The 21,772-nt window shown below is 51.0% G+C and carries 18 protein-coding genes; 5 read left to right on the top strand and 13 right to left on the bottom strand.

The annotated features are described in order from the left end of the window. Positions 1 to 83 precede the first annotated feature (83 nt). The 7 genes from ACZ439_RS19000 to ACZ439_RS18970 form a co-directional block, all read right to left on the bottom strand. The gene (locus ACZ439_RS19000; protein WP_464620041.1) at positions 84 to 848 is read right to left on the bottom strand and encodes an IclR family transcriptional regulator; all 765 of its coding nucleotides are present in this window, start codon (positions 846 to 848) and stop codon (positions 84 to 86) included. Between the two features lie 137 nt (positions 849 to 985). Further along, complete coding sequence (locus tag ACZ439_RS18995; protein ID WP_464620040.1) at positions 986 to 2,230, bottom strand: nickel pincer cofactor-dependent isomerase, group 22; 1,245 nt, start codon at positions 2,228 to 2,230, stop codon at positions 986 to 988. Then, on the bottom strand, positions 2,227 to 3,276 hold the full coding sequence (locus ACZ439_RS18990) for a TRAP transporter substrate-binding protein (RefSeq protein WP_127604798.1): 1,050 nt from the start codon (positions 3,274 to 3,276) through the stop codon (positions 2,227 to 2,229). The genes ACZ439_RS18995 and ACZ439_RS18990 overlap by 4 nt, the downstream gene beginning before the upstream one ends. A 37-nt stretch (positions 3,277 to 3,313) precedes the next feature. Further along, positions 3,314 to 4,342 carry a C-terminal binding protein gene (locus tag ACZ439_RS18985; protein WP_054799192.1) on the bottom strand — a complete coding sequence of 343 codons (1,029 nt, stop codon included), beginning with the start codon at positions 4,340 to 4,342 and terminating at the stop codon, positions 3,314 to 3,316. Between the two features lie 52 nt (positions 4,343 to 4,394). Then, on the bottom strand, positions 4,395 to 5,672 hold the full coding sequence (locus ACZ439_RS18980; protein WP_127604800.1) for a TRAP transporter large permease: 1,278 nt from the start codon (positions 5,670 to 5,672) through the stop codon (positions 4,395 to 4,397). Then, on the bottom strand, positions 5,669 to 6,205 hold the full coding sequence (locus ACZ439_RS18975; RefSeq protein ID WP_464620039.1) for a TRAP transporter small permease: 537 nt from the start codon (positions 6,203 to 6,205) through the stop codon (positions 5,669 to 5,671). The genes ACZ439_RS18980 and ACZ439_RS18975 overlap by 4 nt, the downstream gene beginning before the upstream one ends. A gap of 53 nt (positions 6,206 to 6,258) precedes the next feature. After that, the gene (locus ACZ439_RS18970; protein ID WP_464620038.1) at positions 6,259 to 7,323 is read right to left on the bottom strand and encodes a TRAP transporter substrate-binding protein; all 1,065 of its coding nucleotides are present in this window, start codon (positions 7,321 to 7,323) and stop codon (positions 6,259 to 6,261) included. A gap of 491 nt (positions 7,324 to 7,814) precedes the next feature. Between ACZ439_RS18970 and ACZ439_RS18965 the strand changes: the two genes are divergently transcribed. Then, positions 7,815 to 8,447 (top strand): bifunctional 4-hydroxy-2-oxoglutarate aldolase/2-dehydro-3-deoxy-phosphogluconate aldolase, encoded by a 633-nt coding sequence (locus tag ACZ439_RS18965; protein ID WP_054799191.1) that lies wholly within the window; start codon positions 7,815 to 7,817, stop codon positions 8,445 to 8,447. Positions 8,448 to 8,551: 104 nt separating this feature from the next. Here ACZ439_RS18965 and ACZ439_RS18960 read toward each other — a convergent pair whose 3' ends face one another. Continuing rightward, positions 8,552 to 12,553, bottom strand: coding sequence for an NEAT domain-containing protein (locus ACZ439_RS18960; protein WP_464620037.1), 4,002 nt, complete (start codon positions 12,551 to 12,553; stop codon positions 8,552 to 8,554). Positions 12,554 to 13,000: 447 nt separating this feature from the next. Between ACZ439_RS18960 and ACZ439_RS18955 the strand changes: the two genes are divergently transcribed. The 4 genes from ACZ439_RS18955 to isdG are packed head-to-tail and all read left to right on the top strand — an operon-like array spanning position 13,001 to position 16,088. Then, positions 13,001 to 13,978: an ABC transporter substrate-binding protein gene (locus tag ACZ439_RS18955; protein ID WP_127604808.1), complete on the top strand. Its 978-nt coding sequence runs from the start codon at positions 13,001 to 13,003 to the stop codon at positions 13,976 to 13,978. Then, positions 13,975 to 14,979 (top strand): FecCD family ABC transporter permease, encoded by a 1,005-nt coding sequence (locus tag ACZ439_RS18950; RefSeq protein ID WP_127604810.1) that lies wholly within the window; start codon positions 13,975 to 13,977, stop codon positions 14,977 to 14,979. Before ACZ439_RS18955 ends, ACZ439_RS18950 begins: the two co-directional genes overlap by 4 nt. After that, complete coding sequence (locus ACZ439_RS18945) at positions 14,979 to 15,752, top strand: ABC transporter ATP-binding protein (RefSeq protein WP_127605042.1); 774 nt, start codon at positions 14,979 to 14,981, stop codon at positions 15,750 to 15,752. The genes ACZ439_RS18950 and ACZ439_RS18945 overlap by 1 nt, the downstream gene beginning before the upstream one ends. Positions 15,753 to 15,767: 15 nt before the next feature. After that, the gene (gene isdG, locus ACZ439_RS18940) at positions 15,768 to 16,088 is read left to right on the top strand and encodes a heme oxygenase (protein ID WP_054796403.1); all 321 of its coding nucleotides are present in this window, start codon (positions 15,768 to 15,770) and stop codon (positions 16,086 to 16,088) included. A 74-nt stretch (positions 16,089 to 16,162) separates the two neighbouring features. Here isdG and ACZ439_RS18935 read toward each other — a convergent pair whose 3' ends face one another. Genes ACZ439_RS18935 through ACZ439_RS18915 form a run of 5 tightly spaced genes read right to left on the bottom strand, consistent with a single transcriptional unit; the run spans position 16,163 to position 21,589 of the window. Further along, positions 16,163 to 17,134 (bottom strand): ABC transporter ATP-binding protein, encoded by a 972-nt coding sequence (locus tag ACZ439_RS18935; RefSeq protein ID WP_127604812.1) that lies wholly within the window; start codon positions 17,132 to 17,134, stop codon positions 16,163 to 16,165. After that, positions 17,085 to 18,116, bottom strand: coding sequence for an ABC transporter ATP-binding protein (locus tag ACZ439_RS18930; protein ID WP_054799188.1), 1,032 nt, complete (start codon positions 18,114 to 18,116; stop codon positions 17,085 to 17,087). Before ACZ439_RS18930 ends, ACZ439_RS18935 begins: the two co-directional genes overlap by 50 nt. 13 nt (positions 18,117 to 18,129) lie before the next feature. Beyond that, positions 18,130 to 19,032 carry an ABC transporter permease subunit gene (locus ACZ439_RS18925; protein WP_127604816.1) on the bottom strand — a complete coding sequence of 301 codons (903 nt, stop codon included), beginning with the start codon at positions 19,030 to 19,032 and terminating at the stop codon, positions 18,130 to 18,132. A 12-nt stretch (positions 19,033 to 19,044) separates the two neighbouring features. Then, the gene (gene nikB, locus ACZ439_RS18920) at positions 19,045 to 19,968 is read right to left on the bottom strand and encodes a nickel ABC transporter permease (RefSeq protein WP_155614596.1); all 924 of its coding nucleotides are present in this window, start codon (positions 19,966 to 19,968) and stop codon (positions 19,045 to 19,047) included. A 28-nt stretch (positions 19,969 to 19,996) separates the two neighbouring features. Beyond that, entirely contained in the window at positions 19,997 to 21,589 is a 1,593-nt protein-coding gene (locus ACZ439_RS18915; RefSeq protein ID WP_141335609.1) for a glutathione ABC transporter substrate-binding protein, read from the bottom strand. Positions 21,590 to 21,772: the final 183 nt, after the last annotated feature.

Raw genomic sequence — 21,772 nt, 5'->3', positions numbered from 1 at the left:
TAGGATTCTCCTTTCCATACATGGGGTTAAGCTGTTATTGGATAAACAAAGGGGAGCTCTTTAGGAGTCCCCCCGCATGTCCATTAGTTTAAGATGCCATACCCCATTCGTTCCGATATTTCCTGGCCTACCCGAACCAGCAGGGGAATCAGTTGTTCGAAAGCCTTGTCATCCACACGAGCGATCGTAGTCGTGATGCTAATCGCGGCAGCGACCTCGCCCGCATAATTATAGATGGGGACTCCTGCGCTGCGCACACCCGGCTCATATTCCTGATTATCCACCGCATAGCCTTGACGGCGAATTTCATCCAACTCCGCCATTAACCGTTCCTTCGTTGTGATCGTATTCACCGTTTTCTCGTAGAAGTCATAGCCGTCCAACAGCTTGGCCAGCTCTTCCTTAGACTTGAAAGCCAGGAACACTTTGCCTACGGAAGTGGCGTGCAGCGGGATGCGGCGGCCGATCCGGGAGGAGAGAATCATCGCCTGTTCTCCCTCTACCTTGTCAATGTATACCCCTTCTTTGCCATCCAGGATAACCAAATGCGTCGTTTGGCCTGTCCGTTCGGATAAATGAACCAAAAAACGTTTGGCCACCGTCCGAATGTCTAAACGACTGATGACAAAATTACCTCGTTCAAACAGCTTCATCCCGAGCCTGTATTTGCCATTCTCAGGATTTTGCTCGATATAACGATACAGCTGAAGCGTCTTTAACAGGGAATGCACCGTGCTTTTGCTAAGCCCCATTCGTTCGCTGATTTCTGTAATTTTCAATTCCGTTTCGTTCTCATCAAATAAATCCAGGATGCGCAGAGCGCGTTCTATCGACTGAATAATAGGCATGAATTTTTTTCCCTCATTAGGATTTTCGTGTCAATTAAATATTAGCATAGTTGAAATAAAAAATCCTGGCGTACACGATAACAAATTGCCAATGATAAATGCCATATAGGGACTCTCAAAGAACAAGAACGATGCGGTTAGAAAAGATCTTCCGGTTCTCCTGCGATCTCAATCGCTTCTTGCCCTCTGGCCTCTTCCAGCAAACTTTCGGAAATCCAAATTTCCTTCAGCTCAAGCGTGTTGTGAATCCGGACCACGCGGGCTTTCGTCATGTCAAAAGTATTGCAGGTTTTAATCGCGGCCTTGACGGCAAGACTCTCCGTATCGAAGATCATCGGCACTTTAACGGGGGCTACCACCGTGCTTGTCAGCGCATTGGCATAGCCTTTTTCCCACACGATAGAATCAAACGCCTTGCGGGTGGTCATGTCCGCCATCCCCAATCCGTTCGCGTTGCCATGCGTTCTCTCCGTCAGGCCGAGAACTACGATTCTTGTCGCTTCCAGACCGCCGCTGGCATAGGGAGTAGCGTAACGCCCCGTAATATTCGGATCCATGCCGTCACCGGAAATGTCCTTCCCGATTTCGTCGACAATGAGAACATCCAGGGGGTTAAACATGATTCTGGGCATGAGCGATTTGGCTTCAAGCAGCAATTTCGGCTCTTCCTCCCACAGCGCTTCAGCCGGTACAGCGACAATCCGCGCGGGACGATCATAAGCATTCTCTATCGATCCCAGTCCGAAAATAAGCGGCGTCTTCTCGATGACCATCTGGGCCATTTCCTGCACATGCTTGGCCATATATTTAAAACTGTAGGCATGAGCCGCTTCGGCACCCTTTTGTTTGCCCAGCCCGATCGTGATCATCTTCATCAGGCCGCTTTCTACAGGTCCCCGAAAAGCGGTATGCGGTTTGATCCGGTTGATGACAATAATTTTGTCGGCCTCGTACGTATGCTTGTCAATATAAACGGGAAGCCCGTTGTCCAGCTTCCCCAATTCGACAACCTCCATGCTGGAAACGATCGGGGCCCCAACATAAGACTCCGTTACGCCAAGCTCTTCCAGCACTTCGGTCTGTCCCTCGGCCGTAGCGCCGCCATGACTCCCCATTGCCGGTACGATAAACGGGTTTCCTCCAACCGATTTAACGGCTGACACCACTTCCCGCGTAAGAATCGGAAGATCTGCGACGCCCCGACTGCCGACGGCGATGGCTACCCGGTCCCCGGAGCTGATTCTTGACAACACGTCCCTTGATGCCAATGCTTCCCGAACTGCTGCCGGAACGTCCGGCAGCTCGGGTGCGTGAAAATGCTGTTTAACTTTCACCATTTTGGGAAGCGGGATGTCGCTTAGAAGCTCTTCAATGATGCTCATTTGTTGCGGGCCTTTTGAACGCCATCGTACATTTCCTTCACAACGTCCTCGCCGAATTCCTTGGCAAATTTATCAACGACCGGCTTCACGATTTGTTGAATTTTCTCTTTTTCCGCAGGAGAAATGTCATTCACTTGCATACCTTTCGCTTTAAGCGATTCTAACGACTTTTTGTTTTGTTCAATGTTGAGCGCTCTTTGGTATTTACCCGCTTCAGCTGCGGCATCCTTCAACATTTTTTGGTCTTCAGGCGTCAGCTGATCCCAAATCTTCTTACTCATTAAGAAAACAAACGGCGTATACACGTGATTCGTCAAGCTTAAGTATTTTTGTACTTCGTAAAATTTGCTGGATTCAATGGCTGCAATCGGATTTTCCTGCCCGTCAACCGTCCTGCTCTCCAGACCGGTAAACACCTCGGAGAACGGCATCGGCACCGGATTCGCGCCTAATGCGCCAAACACTTCCAAATGCACTTTATTTTGCAGCGTGCGGATCTTTAACCCCTTGAAGTCTTCTACCGTTGCAACAGGCCGCTTGCTGTTCGTCAAGTTCCGGTAGCCGTTCTCCCAGTAACCGAGTCCGATGAGTCCGTGCTGAGGCAGCTTATCCAACAGCTTTTGTCCGAATGGAGAATCCAGTACGGCATAGGCTTCCTGCTCGTTGTTGAAAACGAATGGGAAATCGAAAATCCCGAACTCTTTCACCATGTTGCTGATCGGCGACGTGGAAGGCATTGTAAGCTCTTGCGTTCCCGCTTTTAAGGCTTCCATCATTTTCATATCGTCACCAAGCTGGGACGAGAAGTAGTTTTGTACTTTGATTCTGCCGCCGCTGTTTTTCTCGACGATTTCCGCAAATTTAATAAGACCTTGCGCCTGAGAATGATCTTCGTTGAATCCGATACCCGACTTGAGTATGCGCACTTTTCCTTCCGGCTGCTTGCCGGCGGCCTGGCCGTCTTGTCCTGATGCGCCGCAAGCGGTAGCCAGCAGCAAGCTTGGAATTGTTAGAGCGATCATACTGCGTTTAATCCATTGTTTCATTGATAACCCCGCCTTTATTTATTAGTTATATGAATACCTAGACAAGCTTTGCATATCTCGCTTCAGGTTGGCTGGCCTCCAGCTTACCTTGTTCCTTCACCTTATGATTCACCAAATATTTCGGATATTCGCCGAACACCAGGACGTCCGCTACGCCCATCGCCGCTTTCGCCCGTAATTCGGCCGCCGATTCTTCGGAATACCAGGCCACGTGCGGTGTCAGAATCACTTGCTCCATCCGGAGAAGCGGGTTATCGGAAGCGATCGGCTCCTCTTCGACGACATCCAAAGCGGCTCCTGCAATTTGCCCTTTCTCCAGCGCGGCAATTAATGCCTGCTCGTCAATAACCGGACCGCGGGAGGTATTGATCACGACCGCGTCTTTCTTCATAAGCGCAAACTGCTTTTCCCCGAGAAGTCCTTTCGTATCCGCAGTTAATGGAGCGTGAACCGAGATAAAGTCCGATTGCTCGCAAAGAGCATCCAGCGATACCAGCTCCACCCCTTTCTGTTTGGCGACATCGGCCGGGAAGAACGGATCATAGGCGATAACCCGAAGATGGAGAGGCTTGACCTTCTCGGCCAGCGCTTGCGGAATTCGGCCGAATCCGACCAACCCGATCGTTCTTTCACGCAGGCGGTAAATCGGCTGCGTTAATTTGAAATCCCATACGCCGTTTTTCACATGATGATCCGCCGCTGTTACTTTTCTTGCCCAGCTTAACAGCAAAGCGAGCGCATGATCCGATACTTCATCCATACAATAATCCGGAACATTGGCTACACAAATGCCCTTTTCCGTCGCAGCGTCCAAATCAACGGTATTCACACCGACGCCATAGCGTGTAATGACCTTGCAATTTTGAAGGGATTCAATGACTCTGCGCGTAATCGGAGCATATTGATTGATCAACGCATCGGCATCCTGGCAAACCCGAATCAGATCCTCTTCCGTTCTGCACTGAGCCGGAACGAGTTCAATCTCTTCATAGGCTTGAAATACTTTTTCTTCAAACCGCAAATCTGCATACTCCCAATCCGTTACGACTACTTTAAACTTACGCATTCTGTCTGTTTCCTCCTGAAAAAATATTGTTTATGTCGCACCCTGAAGCTTTTTAGGTGAACCAGCCAAGCGGGATGAGCACAAGATCCGGGAACAACGACAAGATCAGCAAGAGCAGCGTTTCCACTACCAGGAAAGGCCAGACGCCCTTCATGATTTGCTCCATGCTCAGCTTGCCGACACCGGCTACAACGTTCAACACCGTTCCTACAGGCGGCGTCAATAGACCGACACAGTTATTCAGAATAAAGATCAATCCGAAGAAGATCGGGTCGATACCCGCCATCTCAATAATCGGCATGAGCACCGGCGTTAAAATCAGGATCGTCGGCGTCAAGTCCATCGCCGTTCCGACAAGCAGCACAAGCAAGTTAATAGCAAGGATCAACAGCACTTTGTTTTCAATCAACGGCCCAAGCACGTCGGCGAGCTCGGCCGGGATGTTCGCTACCGTAATTAACCATGCAGAGACCATCGCTGCGGCGGCAAGGAACATGACGACACTTGTCGTTTTGGAAGCGGCCACCAGCAAGTGGTATACTTTTTTCAAGTTTATTTCTCTGTATATAAAGAGTCCTACGATCAAAGAATAGACAGCAGACACAACCGCAGCTTCCGTCGGTGTGAATATTCCGCCGCGAAGACCGCCGATAATGAGCACCGGCAGGAAGAGCGCCCAAGAGGCCGCCAGGAAAGCTTGCATAATTTCTTTAAACGATTTCTTCGGCTGAACTTTGAAATTCCCTTTACGGGTAATGGACCACCAGGAAATGGTCAATACAACGGCAATCAATAAACCGGGAATAATTCCCGCCATAAACAGCTTCGTAATCGATACTCCTGCAGTTACGCCGAAGATAATCATCGGAATACTCGGCGGAAGGATCGGCGCGATGATACTGCTGGCAGCAATCAAGCCGCCGGATTGAGCGCGGTCGTACCCTGCGGCCACCATCATCGGGATCAAAATCGCGCCAAGCGCTGCAGCATCGGCGACAGCGGAACCGGACAACCCGGCAAATATGACGCTCGCCAAGATCGCGACATACCCGAGTCCACCTTTAACGTGTCCAAACAAAGCCATAGCGAAATTAATAATCCGCTTGGATATGCCGCCGGCATTCATCAATTCGCCGGCCAGGATAAAGAACGGAACGGCCATTAACGGAAAGTTATCTGCGCCGTTAACCAAGTTTTGCGCCACAATTTGGTTGTTAAACATATCCAGATGGAACATTAGCGCCACGCCGCTGGCGAGAAGCGCGAACGCGATAGGCATACCCAATGCCATAGCGCCCAAAAGAACTCCTAAGAAAATAACAATAGTCACTTCACGGCACCTCCTTGATCCGAATGGCTATCTGCTTCACCAATCAGCTCTTCGGAATCCAGTACCTGAGTCAACTCATCGATATCCGCCTTGCCAAAAAAGAGCTGGTACAACTTGCCTAAAATAATTAAAGCCATACAAAAACTCATCACGAGCCCTGTTCCATAGATGAGCGATTGCGGAACCCCCGTTGCCGGAGATTTGTTATCCATATTCAACATCGTCATGTCCCAGCTTCCAAAGAAAACGATCCATAAGATGTACAAGATGATTCCGTTGCTCACAATGTAAACGATCTTTTTCCCCGTTTTGGATAACCGCTTAACCAACATATCGACACCCAGATGCTGATTGTCTTTCAATGTGCTGATCGCACCGATCAATATGAGCCAAATGAACAAGAAGCGGGCCATTTCCTCGGACCATGTAATCCCCGAGTTAAAGGCATAACGTAAAACGACGTTCCCAAAGACCAAAATTGACATAATAGCGAGAAAAGCGGCGGTCAATCCATTAATCAAACGAATAAACATGCTGACTTCAAACCCTCCTTAACCTGGTAAAAGGGGCATAAAAGCCCCGGGTTTTATAAACCTTTAGCTTCGGCTTGAATTTTCTCGATGATTTCCTTGCCCCATGGATACTTTTTATAGAACTGCTCATACATCGGTTGAACCGATTTTTTCATTTCACCGCGGAATTTGTCATCCGGAGTCGTGAATTTGATTTTATGCTCTTGGAGGAATTTTTTATCCGTTTCATAGCTTTCCTCCATCAGCTTCCACTCATGCTCCGCTGAGGCCGTAGCCGCTTCCTGAACCACCTTCTGCTGTTCAGGTGTCAGCTTTTGGAAAAACTTGTTGCTGATGATGTACATGTTCGGGCTGAAAATATGCCGGGATTCCAGCACATCGGTTTGAACCTCGTAATACCCTGAAGCGCGTAAGCTGGCAAGCGGATTGTCCTGTCCATCCACAACCTTCTGCTCCAAGGCCGTGAACACTTCGGAAAGCGGCAGCGGCGTTACGTTCATCCCGAGTGATTTGCCAAGATCGAGGAAGACTTGAGCGTTCGGCATTCTCATGCGCAGGCCTTTGAAATCGCTCATCTGGTTAATAGGACGATTGCTGGAGAACATTCTGAATCCATTCGCACTCCAGGCCAAAGCCTTAACGCCGTGCTTTTGTTCAAGGTCGACCGTCAGTTCTTTGCCGATCGGTCCTTGGAATACCTTTTGAGCGTGCGCGAAGCTTTCGATTAAGAATGGCAGCTCGCCTACTTGAAGCTTCTCAATCTCTGTTTGCATGATCAAGCCGGGAATCCCCATCTCGATGGAGCCGTTGCGGATGCCGTCATAAAACTCTTTCTCTGCCCCCAGCTTGTTATTCTCGTAAATTTCTACCTTGAGCGATCCGCCTGAATTTTTCTCAACCAGCGGCTTGAATTTCTCCCGAAGCGCAACGTTCTGCGGATGGTCAGGAGCGAAATAATTGGCCACTTTGATTGTAATCGCTTTCGCGGCGGCCGGCTTGGCTGACTCCCCGTTTTCTTCGTTCTGGCCTGAAGCGTTTCCATTTCCGCACCCTGAAACGAATAAAGAAGCGACAAGCGTCATTCCAACTGCAACTTTCAAACGGTTACTGATTTTCATTCCAACGCCCCCTTAAATATTTAAATGATGTTCATCGTGGATGTTTCATTTTGATATTTTCCAAAATGAACAATAATCTTGAAAGCGATTTCATTGAAGACACATGTCAAGAGCTTTGATATCAAGCCGTAGTTCTACATTATAGAACTCTGTTCCGACATTACCGCGGCAGTTCAGTTTTGCCCCGCCCCCTGCTTCGTTATTCCATTTGTTCTATATTATAGAACATAGTTCTGAATATTAGAAAGTCGAATGGGAGTGTGCCGAACTTTAATCATGTAAACGTTCTACATTATAGAACCGCGTTCACGAATTTTGTCGATTACTTTTTTGATAGTACTATATGTTTAAAATGCTGTCAATTAAATATTTTATAGATTTTGATTTCCGGCTTCCGGCGCGGTACGCACGGTCTCACTCATGCAATCCTGGTTTGCAATACAAAAAAAACATGGCATAATACAGCTATATCCTAAGACGAGGTGTATGAGATGAATCGAGAACAAGGGCTTGCCTTGATTGAGCAAACACGTATTATCGCCATTATCCGGGGTGTTGAGGAAACGCATATGGACCGTTTGGCTGACGCCCTGTACGACGGCGGCATTAAGGCCATGGAAGTGACTTTGAATACGCCTGGCGCACTGGACATCATCCCCCGACTGCAGGATCGTGTAGGAGAGCGCATGTATATCGGTGCAGGAACGGTCATCGATCTGGACGACGCCAAGAAGGCGATTGCCGCCGGAGCTGCGTATCTGGTTACGCCGAATACGGACGAGGACGTCATCAGGTATGGCGTGGAGCAAGGTGTGCCGGTATTTCCGGGGGCCATGACACCGTCGGAGATCGTGAAAGCATGGAAAACGGGAGCGACGGCCGTTAAAATATTCCCCGGCGCGAGCCTTGGGATCGGCTATTTGAAAGAGCTCCAGGGACCGCTGAGCCACATCCCGATGGTAGCTGTCGGGGGAGTCAACGAGGAAAATATCAGGCAGTTCCTCGATGCCGGATGTTACGGCTTTGGGATTGGCGGCTCGCTCGTCAACCTGAAGGAAATTCACAGCGGCAATTACAGCTGGGTCACCGACAAAGCGAAGCGGTTAATCGAACGAATGGGATAATAAAGGCTCCCTTAGCTAACAGGCGGAGGGAGTTTTTCAATCACGGAGATACCGGTCATCCGGCATCTCCGTCATCATGCGATTATCGGTTGTACAGTGGGATATTACTTGACATGGTTCAGCATGGCCAGAATGAGGGTGACCGCTTCCGCGCGGGTTGCGCTCTCATTCGGTGCAAAGAGGTTAGGGGTTCTTCCGCTGATCATCCCAAGCTGGAACGCCGCAGCCACGTGCGCTTGCGCCCATTGCGGAATTTGATCGGCATCCTCAAAGGTCAGCTGCGTATTCGGATCTAACGGAAGTCCCAACGCCCGGACGATCATGACCGCCAGCTCGGCACGGCTGATCGAGCGGTCCGCCCGGAAGGTTCCGTCTTCATAGCCGCTGATCACATTCGCGCCCGCCACTTGCGCCAAGCTTGGTCTGACCCATTCCGGAATGCTGTCGAGATCGGCAAAGGGCAGTTCCGGATCTTTCGCAGCTTCTTCCCATTTGAGCGCCCGATTGATCATGACCGTAAACTCGGCGCGGCTCACTTGACCGTCCGGACGGAAAGAGCCGTCCTCATAGCCGTTCACGATGCCGAGCCCGACGGCCCGTTCAATCAAAGCTTTCGCCCAATGGTTCTCCAGATCGTTCAGGCTTGCCTGCCCGGGCTTCGAGGCCGAAGCATCGCCGTCTTTCGGGGCATTGCCATTCTGTGCCCGGACGTACGGCTTAATGCTGTTCGCATCAAACAAGATTTCTACATGGTAATCGCCGTTATATTGATTCGGGATGGCCATTTGGATTTGCGCGTTGACCTTCGTTTTTGCGTCCTTGATTTCCAATTGGACCGTTCTTGTATTTTCTTGCTCATTCGTCCCGATAACCTCCGCGTCCACCAGAGCATCGTCCTTCTCGATCTTGAACCCGGGCATTTCTTTGCTGCGTTTCAAGGTGAAGGCAGCATAGCTTTTCCCGTCTTTCACCGTCAACTTGGCCGGATGCAGCACATACTCGTTAACTACCGATTTCTGGTCCTTCCCGCGCACGTTCATGACGAAATCCAACGCGTATTCGCCGTTTGTCAGCGCTTCTGCCAGCGGTTTAGCCTCCAGTTGAGTTGCACCTGCGCCGGCGGCAGCAGCCTTCAGGCTCGATTTGTCGAAGGTAATGTAAACGTCATAATTATGATCATAATTAAATTCAGGCCAATCAATGCTAACCCATGCTTTGGTCTTGGCCGTCAGGTCGGCTACCTTGAATTGAACGACCCTCGTGTTTGCTTTTTCATCCGTACTCACTACGGTCGAGTCAGACAGGCTGCCGTCTTGCTCGACTTTGAAATCGGTAATCTGCTTGCTTTGCTTTAACGTAAAGGCGGCGTACATCACACCGTTCGTCACGGTTAACGTTCCGGGCGTGACAACGTAATCCTGCATGACCGACGTTTGCTCAGGTTTTTCGAACTTCACTATTCTATAATTGATGCTGTAAGTACCGTCTGCGAGCCCGTGAATGTTCGACGTAGCCGGCGGATTTGAGACTCCGCCGCCACCCGGACCTGTCCCCGGGTTTGTTCCAGTTCCCGGATTCGTGGCGACAGGCGTCACTTGGCTGAAGGCGATTTGGAACGAGCGCGTTTCCGTTCCTTCTCCCTGCTGGACTTCAAGGTTGACGATATAGGCGGCAGTCAAATCCTCGAGCTCGAATTGAACCTCCTGGGAGCCATTTACGGCTGCCAACACCTTCACCGCGCCCGGTTGTTTAGCCACCGTTTTCGGCAAAATATCTTCGGTTCCGCCACTCGCGAGCACCTTCTGTAATTTCCTGATCTGTACGCCGGATTTCGTCTTGAACGACACCACTTTCTTGCCGTTCTGCACCTTCAACTTGCCGGAATCCTCAAGGTACGTATTCGCCGGCGTTCCCGATTGATCGCCGGAGGTTACGACAATGTTAAACGTATAGTCTGCGCCTTCAACAGGCTGAGTCAGCACGCTGCCCGCATCGAATTTCAATCGAATGCTGTGCGTCATGTTATAAGGCGCGCCGTTATACGTTGTGCTGATTTGAACTGCCGCTTTCAATTCGGCCGTTAAATCGGCTATTTCGAACTGTACGACCCTTGTGTCATTCGCCGCATTGGTGCTTACAATGGTCGTATCGGTCAATACACCGTTTTGCTCCACTTGAAATTGCGGGATGACAGAGCTTTCTTTTACGGTGAAAGACACTTTCTTTTTCCCCTGCTGCACCGTTAATTTGCCCGGCTTGAGGAAGTAATTTTCCATGCTGGATAACTGTTCCTTGGTAGCATGCAGCGCCGAGAATGGAATCATGTATTCGCCGTCGGCCAAATCGTTCGGATTTGCCGGTAAAGGATTGCTTGCATGAACGGCTGCCTGGAACTTCGCCAATGCCTGCTGCAGAGCCGCCGCCGTGTTATCCACCTGCTCTTGGCTCAACGCCGGATTTTCCGCCGACTTCTTAGCCGCTTGGATGGCGGTCAGCAGTTCGCTCTTGGAGCCGGCCGGATACTGGCCTTTGTAGCTTCCCTCCACGGCTGCATGATAATTCGCTTGAGCGTCGGCAATTAAAGCATTCAGCGCCGTTTTGCTGCCGATATTAAACTTCAGGCGGATGGTATGGTCCATCTCGTACGGAGTGCCGTTCGGCATCGTAGTCGAGATGTGCACCTGAGCGTTAAGCAACGCGGTCAAGTCGGTGACTTCGAATTCAACCGTTCTAGTATTTGCCGCCGGGTCCGTGCTTACAACCTGCGTTTCAACGAAAGTTCCGTTCTTCTCTACTTTCAGGCTCGTAACGGTCGTGCTGTCTTTCACGGTAAAAGACACTTTCTTCTTATCTTGCTGTACAATCAATTTGCCCGGTTTAAGCAAATAGTTATCCATGGAAGAAGGCTGATCTTTCGTCGCGTGCAGCGCCGTAAACTGAAGAGGGTATTCGGAGGAAACGGCGCCGAATCCCAGTTCAATTTCATACTCGTGGTCGTAAATGCCTATTGGCGCAGGAAGCACCCAATACACCTTAACCCAGCCGTTCAGTCTTGCCGACAAATCGTCCACTTCGAATTGGACGACTCTTGTGTTGGTTGCCGCATCACTGCTTACTGTAGTCGTTTCAACCAAAGCCCCGTTCTTCTCCGTCTTGAACGAGAGCGTCTCGGCACTTTGCTTCAGGGTGAACGAAACATACTTTTTCCCGTTCTGCACCTGCAGCTTCCCGCTGTTTCGATCGACATAATCATACATGACCGAAGGTTCATTCGTGCCCTTCTTGTAAATCGTAAACCCGAGCGTATACTCCCCGTCCTGCAGCGAGCCGGATCCCGGATTGCTTACAATGACCGATGCTTCAAACGCCGCCAGCGCTGCTTGCAGGGAGGCGGCCTCCTGATCCAGCTTATCCTGAGATTGCTCCTCGGTGCTGTTGGCTAAGCTCTCGGCTTTATTAATCGCCGTCTTCAGCGTATTTTTCGAACCATACGGATACTGCCCGTCCAAAGTCCCTTCAACAGCCGAATCATGCACATTCTGAGCGACGGTTACTAATGCCTTTAGCGGTTCTTTATCGCCGGCGGGCAATACGCTTACCGTAGTCGAGGCATCGTTCAGCTCCAGCTTGTTTCCTTGTCCGTTTGTAATGGAGATATCGCTCACTGAAACAGAAGCGGCCTGCGTAAGTGTTTTAGGCTTAAACAGAAACACAGCGAAATTTCTCGCGCCCTGATTAAAAGCGAGACCGGCCTTGCCTTCTTTAAGGCTGGTGTAAACTTTAATCTTGCCCGGTGACAGCTCCGTCAGCACAGGCTCATTGAAGGTATTGTACGGAGCCAAGACCTGTGTTAATTCCAATTGACCGGGATCAAAAGTTACCGTTGCTTCATGCTCGTATACTTGCTGATAGACGGTGTCTGTCACACCGCTGATGTTAATCGTCGCTCTAAAGGAATTCCCCAAGTAGACGGTTTGAGCAACGGTGTTGGTGTTTAATTTCGCTTCAGGACCTGCTTCTGCGCCGGCTACCGGAATTTGCAGAGCAGCCAGCAGCACGAACAGCATGAGCAGAATTGAAATATTTTTCTTGAGTAGCCTGTTCAAAGTCATTACTCTCCTTGTTCACAATGAAGTATGGGAATGTCTCACGTCATGCTTTGCAATTCCAGATAAAATTCAGATAATGATTATCATTCTCAATAAAAAAGCTAAAAAAAGCAAACCCTTGTTTATCTTCCAGCTAAAACGCCGCTAAATAAGCCATATCGTTCCGGCTTCCCTCCGATAAACAAAAATTTACCAACTGTGTCCCGCCTACGAGATGATCTTATATTAGCCGCTTTCATTTTGTCAATCACTTTATGGCCATCTATTTCCTGTATAAACTTTAAAAATTACAGGCAAATTCAGCACGGTCGGGTCTGATAATTGCCAGAATAAGTTTTTAACTGGATAAAAATTTCTAAATAATAGTTGACAATGATAATCATTTTCAACTATCTTTTTATTATACTGTGTATTCCCCCTACATCGTCAGACAGGAGGCCTTTCATGAAATTTAAATGGGTTGCCTTTATGGCACTTTCTCTCTCGGTAATTATAGGCTGCGGGCAAACCGCAACCCCCGATTCCGCCCGGCCTGTAACGGGGGCAAACGCGGCCTCCGAAACCGCTCCCAAATCTGCTGCCGTATCCGTCCAGGATTTTGCAGGCCGTACGGTAAGCTTTCAGGCTGTCCCCCAACAAATTGTCGCGCTAAGCAGCGGAGAGATGGATATTGTATACGCGCTTGGCGGCCAGCTGGTCGGCAGACCGACCACTTCGGCGCCTCTTGCAGTAAAGGAAGCCGAGAAGGTCCAACAAATCGGGACGACGCACGGCATCGATTTGGAAAAAATCGCATTAGTCAGCCCTGATCTTGTCCTTGGCAATCATCCGATGAACACGAAGGATATTCCGAGTATTGAAAGTATCGGAGCGAAGATGGTGCTCACTTCGGCCAATTCGGTCGAGGACATCAAAAAACAAATAGCGCTGATCGGCCAATTGCTGCAAAAGGACGATAAAGCCCGGGAGCTGATTGGGAGCATCGATAAGAAGCTGACGGAGCTCCAGCATAATCGCGCTGCCGAAAAACCGAGAGTTCTCCTCGTGTATGGAGCTCCGGGGACGTATATGGCCGCCTTGAACAATTCGTTGAGCGGCGACATGCTCGTCATGGCGGGAGGAGAAAACATTGCCGCCGACTACCCGAAGCTGGAGAACTATCCGCAATACGCCCAATTAAACACGGAAAAAATCATACAGTCCGATCCGCAGCTCATCCTGCTGATGAGCCACGGAAACCCGGAGACCGTGAAGGAAGGATTCGTGAAAGAAATGCAGCAGAACGCGGCTTGGACCAGCTTGGACGCCGTGAAGCAAAACCGCATCGAAGTGCTGCCGTCCGATCTGTTCGGCACAAATCCCGGCACGAGAGTCATTGAAGCGCTCGATTTGCTGCAAAAGCTGCTTCAATCCGCGAAATGACGGTCATGAAGGCAGATCGACGCAACATGCGAAGAAAAGGGCTCGTCATACTGGCCCCTCTTCTGCTGCTTCTGGCTACTTTTTATGGCCTGTCCTACGGATCAGTCCCGATATCGCTCCAGGAAATTTGGGCGGTCTTCACAACCGACAGCCAACCTTTGCACGAAAAAATCATCTATAACCTAAGATTCCCCAGGGTTCTGATCGGATTGTTGGTCGGCGCCTGTCTAGCCGCTTCCGGCGCTCTGCTTCAAGGCGTGATGAAAAACCCGTTGGCCGATCCGGGCGTTATCGGAGTGTCAGCCGGCGGAGGTCTCGCGGCCATTATTTCGATGATCGTTTTTCCGCAATACAGCTATCTGCTACCGGCGGTGGCATTTCTCGGTTCTCTGGCAACATCCATCGTCATCTACCTGCTGGCTTGGGATAAGGGGGCGTCCCCGCTTAAAATCGTTTTGGCGGGAGTCGCCATCAATGCTCTGCTAGGCGCCGGAACCAACGGATTCATGGTCGTCTTCAGCGATCGCGTGCAGGCCGTCTTGCCTTGGCTTGCCGGCGGGCTCAGCGGAAAAAGCTGGCACCATCTTTCCTTCATGGCCCCTTACGCTATTGCTGGCCTTGCTGCATGCGTATTTGCGATAAAACCGTCCAATCTCATGCTATTAGGAGACGATTCGGCTCAATTGCTGGGCCAACGGGTTGAGGCGCAGCGGCTTTTTATTATTTTATTGTCGTCCTTATTGGCCGGTACGGCCGTCAGCGTCGGGGGGTTAATCGGCTTTGTCGGATTAGTCGTTCCGCACGCGATCCGTATTCTTGTCGGGGACGACTACCGTTACTTGCTTCCGCTTTCCGTCATCGGGGGAGCGAGTCTTGTCGTGCTTGCCGATACGATCGCCCGCTCGTGGTTTGATCCGATCGAGCTTCCCGTCGGCATTCTGCTGGCCGCCTTAGGCGCACCGTTCTTTCTATACTTGCTGAAGAAACGGAGAATCGCATGATGACAGCTATCCAAACCGAGCATCTTCACTATCAATCCGGCGCTTTTCAGCTGCGTGACATTACGGTTTCGTTTCCGCGAGAGCAAATGACGGCGATCGTCGGTCCGAACGGATCGGGCAAATCCACGCTGCTGAAAGTGATTACCCGGCTGCTTCATGCCGATCAAGGAGAACTGTATGTAGACAACAGGAAGGCTGCGGAATTCACAACGATCCAATATGCCAGAACGTTGTCCATGCTGACTCAATCCAGGCATTCGCTGCCCGATTTGACCGTCCGGGAGCTGGTCTCCTACGGCCGCTCCCCGTACAAGCGGATCTTCGACCGGATGACATCCAACGATGAACATATTGTAGATTGGGCGATGGATGTTACCGGCACCCGGAGATACGAGCAGCGGATGTTCCATACTTTATCGGGAGGTGAACAGCAAAAAGCGCGCATTGCCATGGCTTTAGCGCAAAAAACGAACATCGTTCTGCTAGATGAACCCACCACGTTTCTCGATATTGCGCATCAGTTGGATGTCATGGAAATGCTGCGGAAGATTCATCAGGAGCATAAGCTCACCATCGTCATGGTGCTGCACGATCTTCAGCAGGCGGTCCATTACTGCCATTATTTGATCGCCATGAAGAATGGCCGGATCCAGACAACAGGTAAGCCTAAGGACGTACTCAGTCCGGAATTTTTGAAGGATGTTTATCAAATCGAAGCAAAGGTCAAATTCGAAGATGAATATCCGATTATTATCCCCATTCGAAAACAATAAAAAGGAGCGGTACACATGGTCATCGTGACGAACAAATCGCAAATCACCAAAGGAAACGCGCATAAGTTAATCGAACGGTTCGATAAGGTAGGCAAAGTGGAATACATGGATGGCTTTCTGGGTCTGGAGGTGCTGCTGACCGAGAATACGCCCGAATACGATGAGGTCACTGTAAGCACACGTTGGAATCAGAAGGAGGATTTTCAGGCCTGGACGCGAAGCGAAGCGTTCCGGGAAGCCCATTCCCATCGTGGAGGCATGCCGGAATATATTATTTCCAATCAGATCTCGTTCTACGACGTAAAGATCGTCAGAGAGCCTATCAAGGCAAGTTAATGATCCGTGAACCGGCCTCATGTCTCAAGTCACGAGACGAGAGGCCGGTTTAGTCCGTTGAATGAAGCATGGGCTTACGGGTACAAGTGGCAGGCGGCCTGATGCTCGTGCCCTAGCGGGAGCATGCCCGGCCTTTCGGTTCTGCACACGTCCATGACCTTCGGGCAGCGAGGGGCAAACACGCATCCTTTCGGCGGATTCGCCGGGGAAGGCACGTCTCCCTGCAAAATGATCCTTTCCCGCTTCCTTTGCGGATTCGCTGACGGAACCGCGGACAGCAAAGCCTGCGTGTACGGGTGGCGCGGATTTTTAAACAAATCGTCCGTTTTGCCGAGCTCGACCATGCGTCCCAAGTACATCACCCCTACCCGATCGCTGAGATGGCGAACGACCGAGAGATCGTGGGAAATAAATATATAGGTCAGATGAAGGGCTTTCTGCAAATCCTGCATCAGGTTCAAAACCTGGGACTGCACGGAAACGTCGAGCGCGGATACCGGCTCGTCGGCTACGATCAGCTCGGGCTTTAAACTGAGGGCGCGGGCAATGCAGATGCGCTGCCTTTGCCCACCGCTGAACTCATGGGGATAGCGGCTTGCATGGGAGGCGTTCAGCCCGACCAATTCCAGAATCTCCGCTACTTTCTGCTCCTTTTCCCTGGCATGGATCAAATGATGAACGAGAAGCGGCTCGCTGATCAGATCGCCTACCGTCATCCGCGGATTCAGCGAAGCGTACGGGTCCTGAAAGACCATTTGGATATCTCTTCGCAGCTTTCTCATACGTTCTCCGCTCAATCCCGTAATCTCGGTGTTGTTATAATAAATTTGGCCCTCCGTCGCCTCCAGCAGCTTGAGAATCAAACGCCCCGTTGTCGATTTTCCGCAGCCGGACTCCCCGACAATACCCAGCGTTTCCCCTTTGCGCACGGAGAAAGACACATCATCCACCGCTTTAACATACCCCGTCACTCTATTCAGCAGCCCGCCCCGAATTTCAAAGTACTTTTTCAGGTTCTTGACTTCCAACAACGCAGTTTGACTCATTACAGGCACCTCCTCCGTCATACAGCCAGCAGCGGCAGCTGTGTCCATCCTTCATCTGTATCAATTCCGGATTATGCGTGAAGCATTGCTCCATCGCATGCTTGCACCTTGGCGCAAACCGGCACCCTTGAGGCATATTCGCAAGCGCAGGCACTTGACCTGGAATTGAATTCAGCCGTTCGAGCTTGCGATCCAGCTGCGGAATCGATTCGAGGAGGCCTATCGTATACGGATGCTTCGGCTCCTGGAATAAGCTGCCTACATCGGCTTCCTCCACCACCTGGCCGGCATACATCACGAGCACACGGTCGCACATTTCCGCGACAACCCCAAGATCATGTGTGATAAGCAAAATCGATGTCCCGGTTTGTTCCCTCATCTGTCGCATCAAATCAAGTATTTGCGCTTGTATCGTGACATCCAGCGCCGTCGTAGGCTCATCCGCAATTAACAGCTTGGGCTGGCAGGCAAGCGCCATCGCGATCATCACCCGCTGTCGCATCCCGCCCGATAATTGGTACGGATAGGACTTCGCAATCGCTTCAGGTCGAGGAATGCCCACCTTCCCTAATATTTCCACCGTTAACGCCCGCGCATCCCGTTTGCTTACGTCACGATGCAGCAGAATCACTTCGTCGATCTGCTTGCCGATCGTAAAGATCGGGTTTAACGATGTCATCGGCTCTTGAAAGATGATGGAGATCTCGTTCCCTCGCAGATCCCTCATCTGACGATCGGTCAGCTCTAAAATTTCGGAATCTTCGAAACGGATATTCCCTTCAATCCTGCAAGCCGGTCGACCGGGCAGCAAACGCATAATCGACATGGAGGTCACCGATTTCCCGCACCCGGACTCGCCCACCAGTCCGACGGTTTCACTTTCCTTCACGGAAAACGAAACACCCGAGACCGCCGTAACCTGTGCATCCCGGGAACGAAACCGGATTTGTAAATTGTCCACTTCCAGCAGCTTTTTAGCCATCCTGACCGCCTCCTTATTCCGTAATCTTTCGGTCCAGCGCATCCCGCACCGAATCGCCGAGCACATTGAACGCCAGACAGGTGACGAGAATAGCCAGCCCCGGGAAGATCGCGACGTGAGGTGCCGATGTCATACTCCCGCGTCCGGAGCTGAGCATCGCGCCCCATTCGGGGGTCGGCGGCTGCGCCCCCATACCGAGAAAGGACAACGAGGCCGCAATCAGAATCGCCGAGCCGATACGCATGGTCAAGTAAACCAGGACGACGGATAGCGTACCCGGAAAAATATGCTTCCATATAATCGCGCTGTCTTTAACACCAATCGCCCGCGCCGCTTCGATATACGTCATGCTTTTGAGAGACAGCGTATTGCCCCGAACAATGCGGATAAAGATCGGAACGGTGAAAATAGCTACGGCCACGACAACATTGGCAAGTCCCGGTCCCAAAATCGCAATAATGGCGATGGCCAGCAGAATCCCCGGAAAAGCAAACAGCACGTCGCAAACGCGCATAACCATGGAGTCGTATCTGCCTCCGTAATACCCGGCGGTAAGACCAAAAAATGTTCCTATTGAAGCACCGAAGAGAACCGACAGCAATCCCACCGATAAGGAAATGCGCGTTCCGGATACGATCCGGCTGAATATATCCCGGCCGAATTCGTCGGTACCGGCCCAATGCTTCAAGGATGGCGCTTCCAAAACTGCGTTGTAGTCGGGAGCTGCGGGATCGTAGCTGACGAGCTGAGGCCCGATCAGCGAGATGACGAACAACAGGAGTACAATCAGAAGAGCGGCAACCCCGATCTTCTGTCTTTGGAAATTGCGGACAAACCGGCGAAAGGGGGACTCCGCAGGGGCTGCCTTTTGCGTTAACGTGTCGGTTATACCGGTAGATGCAGCAGTCTTCGACATAGTCTCTCCCTCCTATCGAACGAGTCGAATTTGCGGGTTCAAAGTGGCATAAAGAATATCGACGAACAAATTAATGAGCATAAACTCCAAGGCAAAAAGCAGCAGCTCCGCCTGGATGACGGGGTAATCGCGGAAATTGACGGCATCGATCAACAGCCGCCCCATCCCCGGCCAGGAGAACACCGCTTCGACGACCACGGAACCGCCAAGCAAAAAACCGAACTGAAGTCCGGTCATCGTGACAACCGGAATCAGTCCATTGCGCAGCGCGTGCGACCAGACGACCACAGCTTCTCTCGCCCCTTTGGCCCTCGCCGTCCTGACGTAATCCTCCCTCAAGCTTTCAAGCAGACTTGTGCGGGTGAATCGTGCAATGACGGCTGCGACCCCGGAGCCCAGCGTGATGGCCGGCAAAATCACATGCTGGAACGATCCGCTTCCTCCTGAAGGCAGCCAGCCGAGCTGAACGGCGAAAAGCTCGACAAGCAAAATCCCCAGCCAAAACGAAGGCATCGAGATTCCCGTGATCGCCGCTATCATCGCTAACCGATCCTGCCATTTGCCCCTGTGTGTGGCCGCGATGACCCCAAACAACAATCCAGCGCATATCGCCCACACCATGCTGTACATGGTCAGCTCGAGCGTTGCCGAGAAACGTTCGACAATCATGGTGTGGACGGGCTCTTGCGTCCGGAAGGAAACGCCGAAGTTTCCTTGTAAAGCGTTGATAAAGAAGTTAGCGAATTGTACGTAAAGCGGCTGATCCAGACCGAGCTTCGCGCGGGTGTTCTCCACATCCTGCACCGATGCGTCCGGACCCGCAACAATGCGGGCCGGATCACCGGGAATGAGATGAATGAAGAAAAAGATGACGATCGAGACGATCAGCAGGATCGGAAGCATCGCCGCCAAACGTCTGCATATATAGATAAGCATGACCACTCCTCCTCATTCGGCATCTGCACTATTTGAATTCAACACGCTTCAAATCAAGCGAGCCGTCAGGAAGGACAAAGGCATTATTCAAGTTGCTTCTTTTGCCCGAAATAATGTCGGTCACGTAGAGGAAACCCCATGGAGCTTCTTCAACAACTAACTTTTGCACATTCGCGTACGCTTCAAGACGTTCTTTGTCGGTCGTTAAGCGCAGCCCGTTTTCGATTAATTTTTCCGCCTCTTCGTTCACATAAAATCCCGTATTGTAGCCGGCCGGCGGGAACTGGGCCTTGGTCAGCAGCGGACGGATACCCCAATCGGCTTCGCCTGTGGACGGAGACCAGCTGCCCATGTACGTCTGCATTTTGCTCTCTTCCGGCTTCACGTACAACTGGTTGAGCAAGGTGCCCTTCTCCATCTGCTGAATGTTGACTTTTACCCCGACTTCTTTCCATTGCTGTTGAATAAATTCCGCGGCTTTCACCGTTTCGCTGGCATTCACAACCCATAAGGTTGTCTCAAATCCGTTAGGAAAACCGGCTTCGCTCAGAAGACTCTTTGCTTTCTCGCGATTGTAATCGTACATTTGCTGTTTCTGGAAGCCCCATACATTCGGCGCGATGATGGATTCCGCCGGTGTCCCAAACCCTTTGTACACCACTTTGATCAGCGTATTTTTATCAATCGCATAGTTCAAGGCTTGACGCACCTTTTTATTGTCGAACGGTTTCTTCGTCATATTAAACACGACATAGAACTCAAGTATGGAAGGCGCTTTGTTCACGACAATATTGTTGTCGTTCTTCACGCTGTCCACTTGGTCGGCAGACAACGGATAAACGAATTGAACTTCGCCGGTTTTCAGCATGGACGTACGGGACGAAGCTTCGGTTACCGGCTTGAACACAATTTTATCCACTTTCGCGGTGTTCGCTTTATCCCAGTATCCGTCGAATTTCTTGATCGTCACATGATCGGCGTCCTTCCATTCGACGAATTGGTAAGGGCCTGTGCCTACGGGCTTGCGCTGCACTTCCTTGTTATTCTCCTTAATCGATTTCGGAGAAATCATCATCGAGGCGGGATGGGCGAACGTTTGGGTAATAGCCGCGAACGGCTGATTCAGAACGAATTTGACCGTGTAAGGATCGATCACTTCCACTTTCTCCACGACCTGGAACAGCGAGGCACGTTTCAGCTTGTTATCCGGATTTTTAATCCGGTCCAGGTTGGCTTTGACCGCTTCCGCGTTGAACTCTTCCCCGTCGTGAAACTTAACGCCTTTTCTTAATTTAAAGGTTGCCGATTTGGCATCGCTGCCCAGTTCCGGTAAAGACTCTGCGAGGACCGGCACAACCTTCATATCTTTATCGAAGCCGAGAAGTCCTTCGTACATGGATTTCATAATCGAGTGCGACAAGGTATCCTGAGCGTCATGCGGATCCATGGTCGTCGGATTGGCCGCCTGAGCGACAACAAGCTCGGTAGGCTTACTGGCGGCTGCTTTGCTGTCGGCGCCCGCATCCTTCTGCGTCTGAGCCGGCTTCGAACAGCCTGCCCCCACAAGGCTAACGACCAGCATGCAAGTTAAAACAACGATCCAGCCCTTTTTTGCTTGCATAAGTGTACACGCTCCTTTTTAATAATACCGCCTAATCTTTCGCTTGCAGCATTCCCTGAACGGCAGAACGTGCCGCTATACTTGCCTCGCCTTCCTGTAAGGCCGGAGGTAAAACAAAGGCGCCTTCCAGCCTTTGTCTTTATCCGGCTCGCACAGGCCGGTTACCGGCACGGCCTGAGACGG

The sequence above is a fragment of the Paenibacillus sp. JCM 9796 genome (assembly GCF_055379675.1).
The sequence above is the reverse complement of the archived record's forward strand: the minus strand, read 5'-3'. Positions and strand labels throughout refer to the sequence as shown.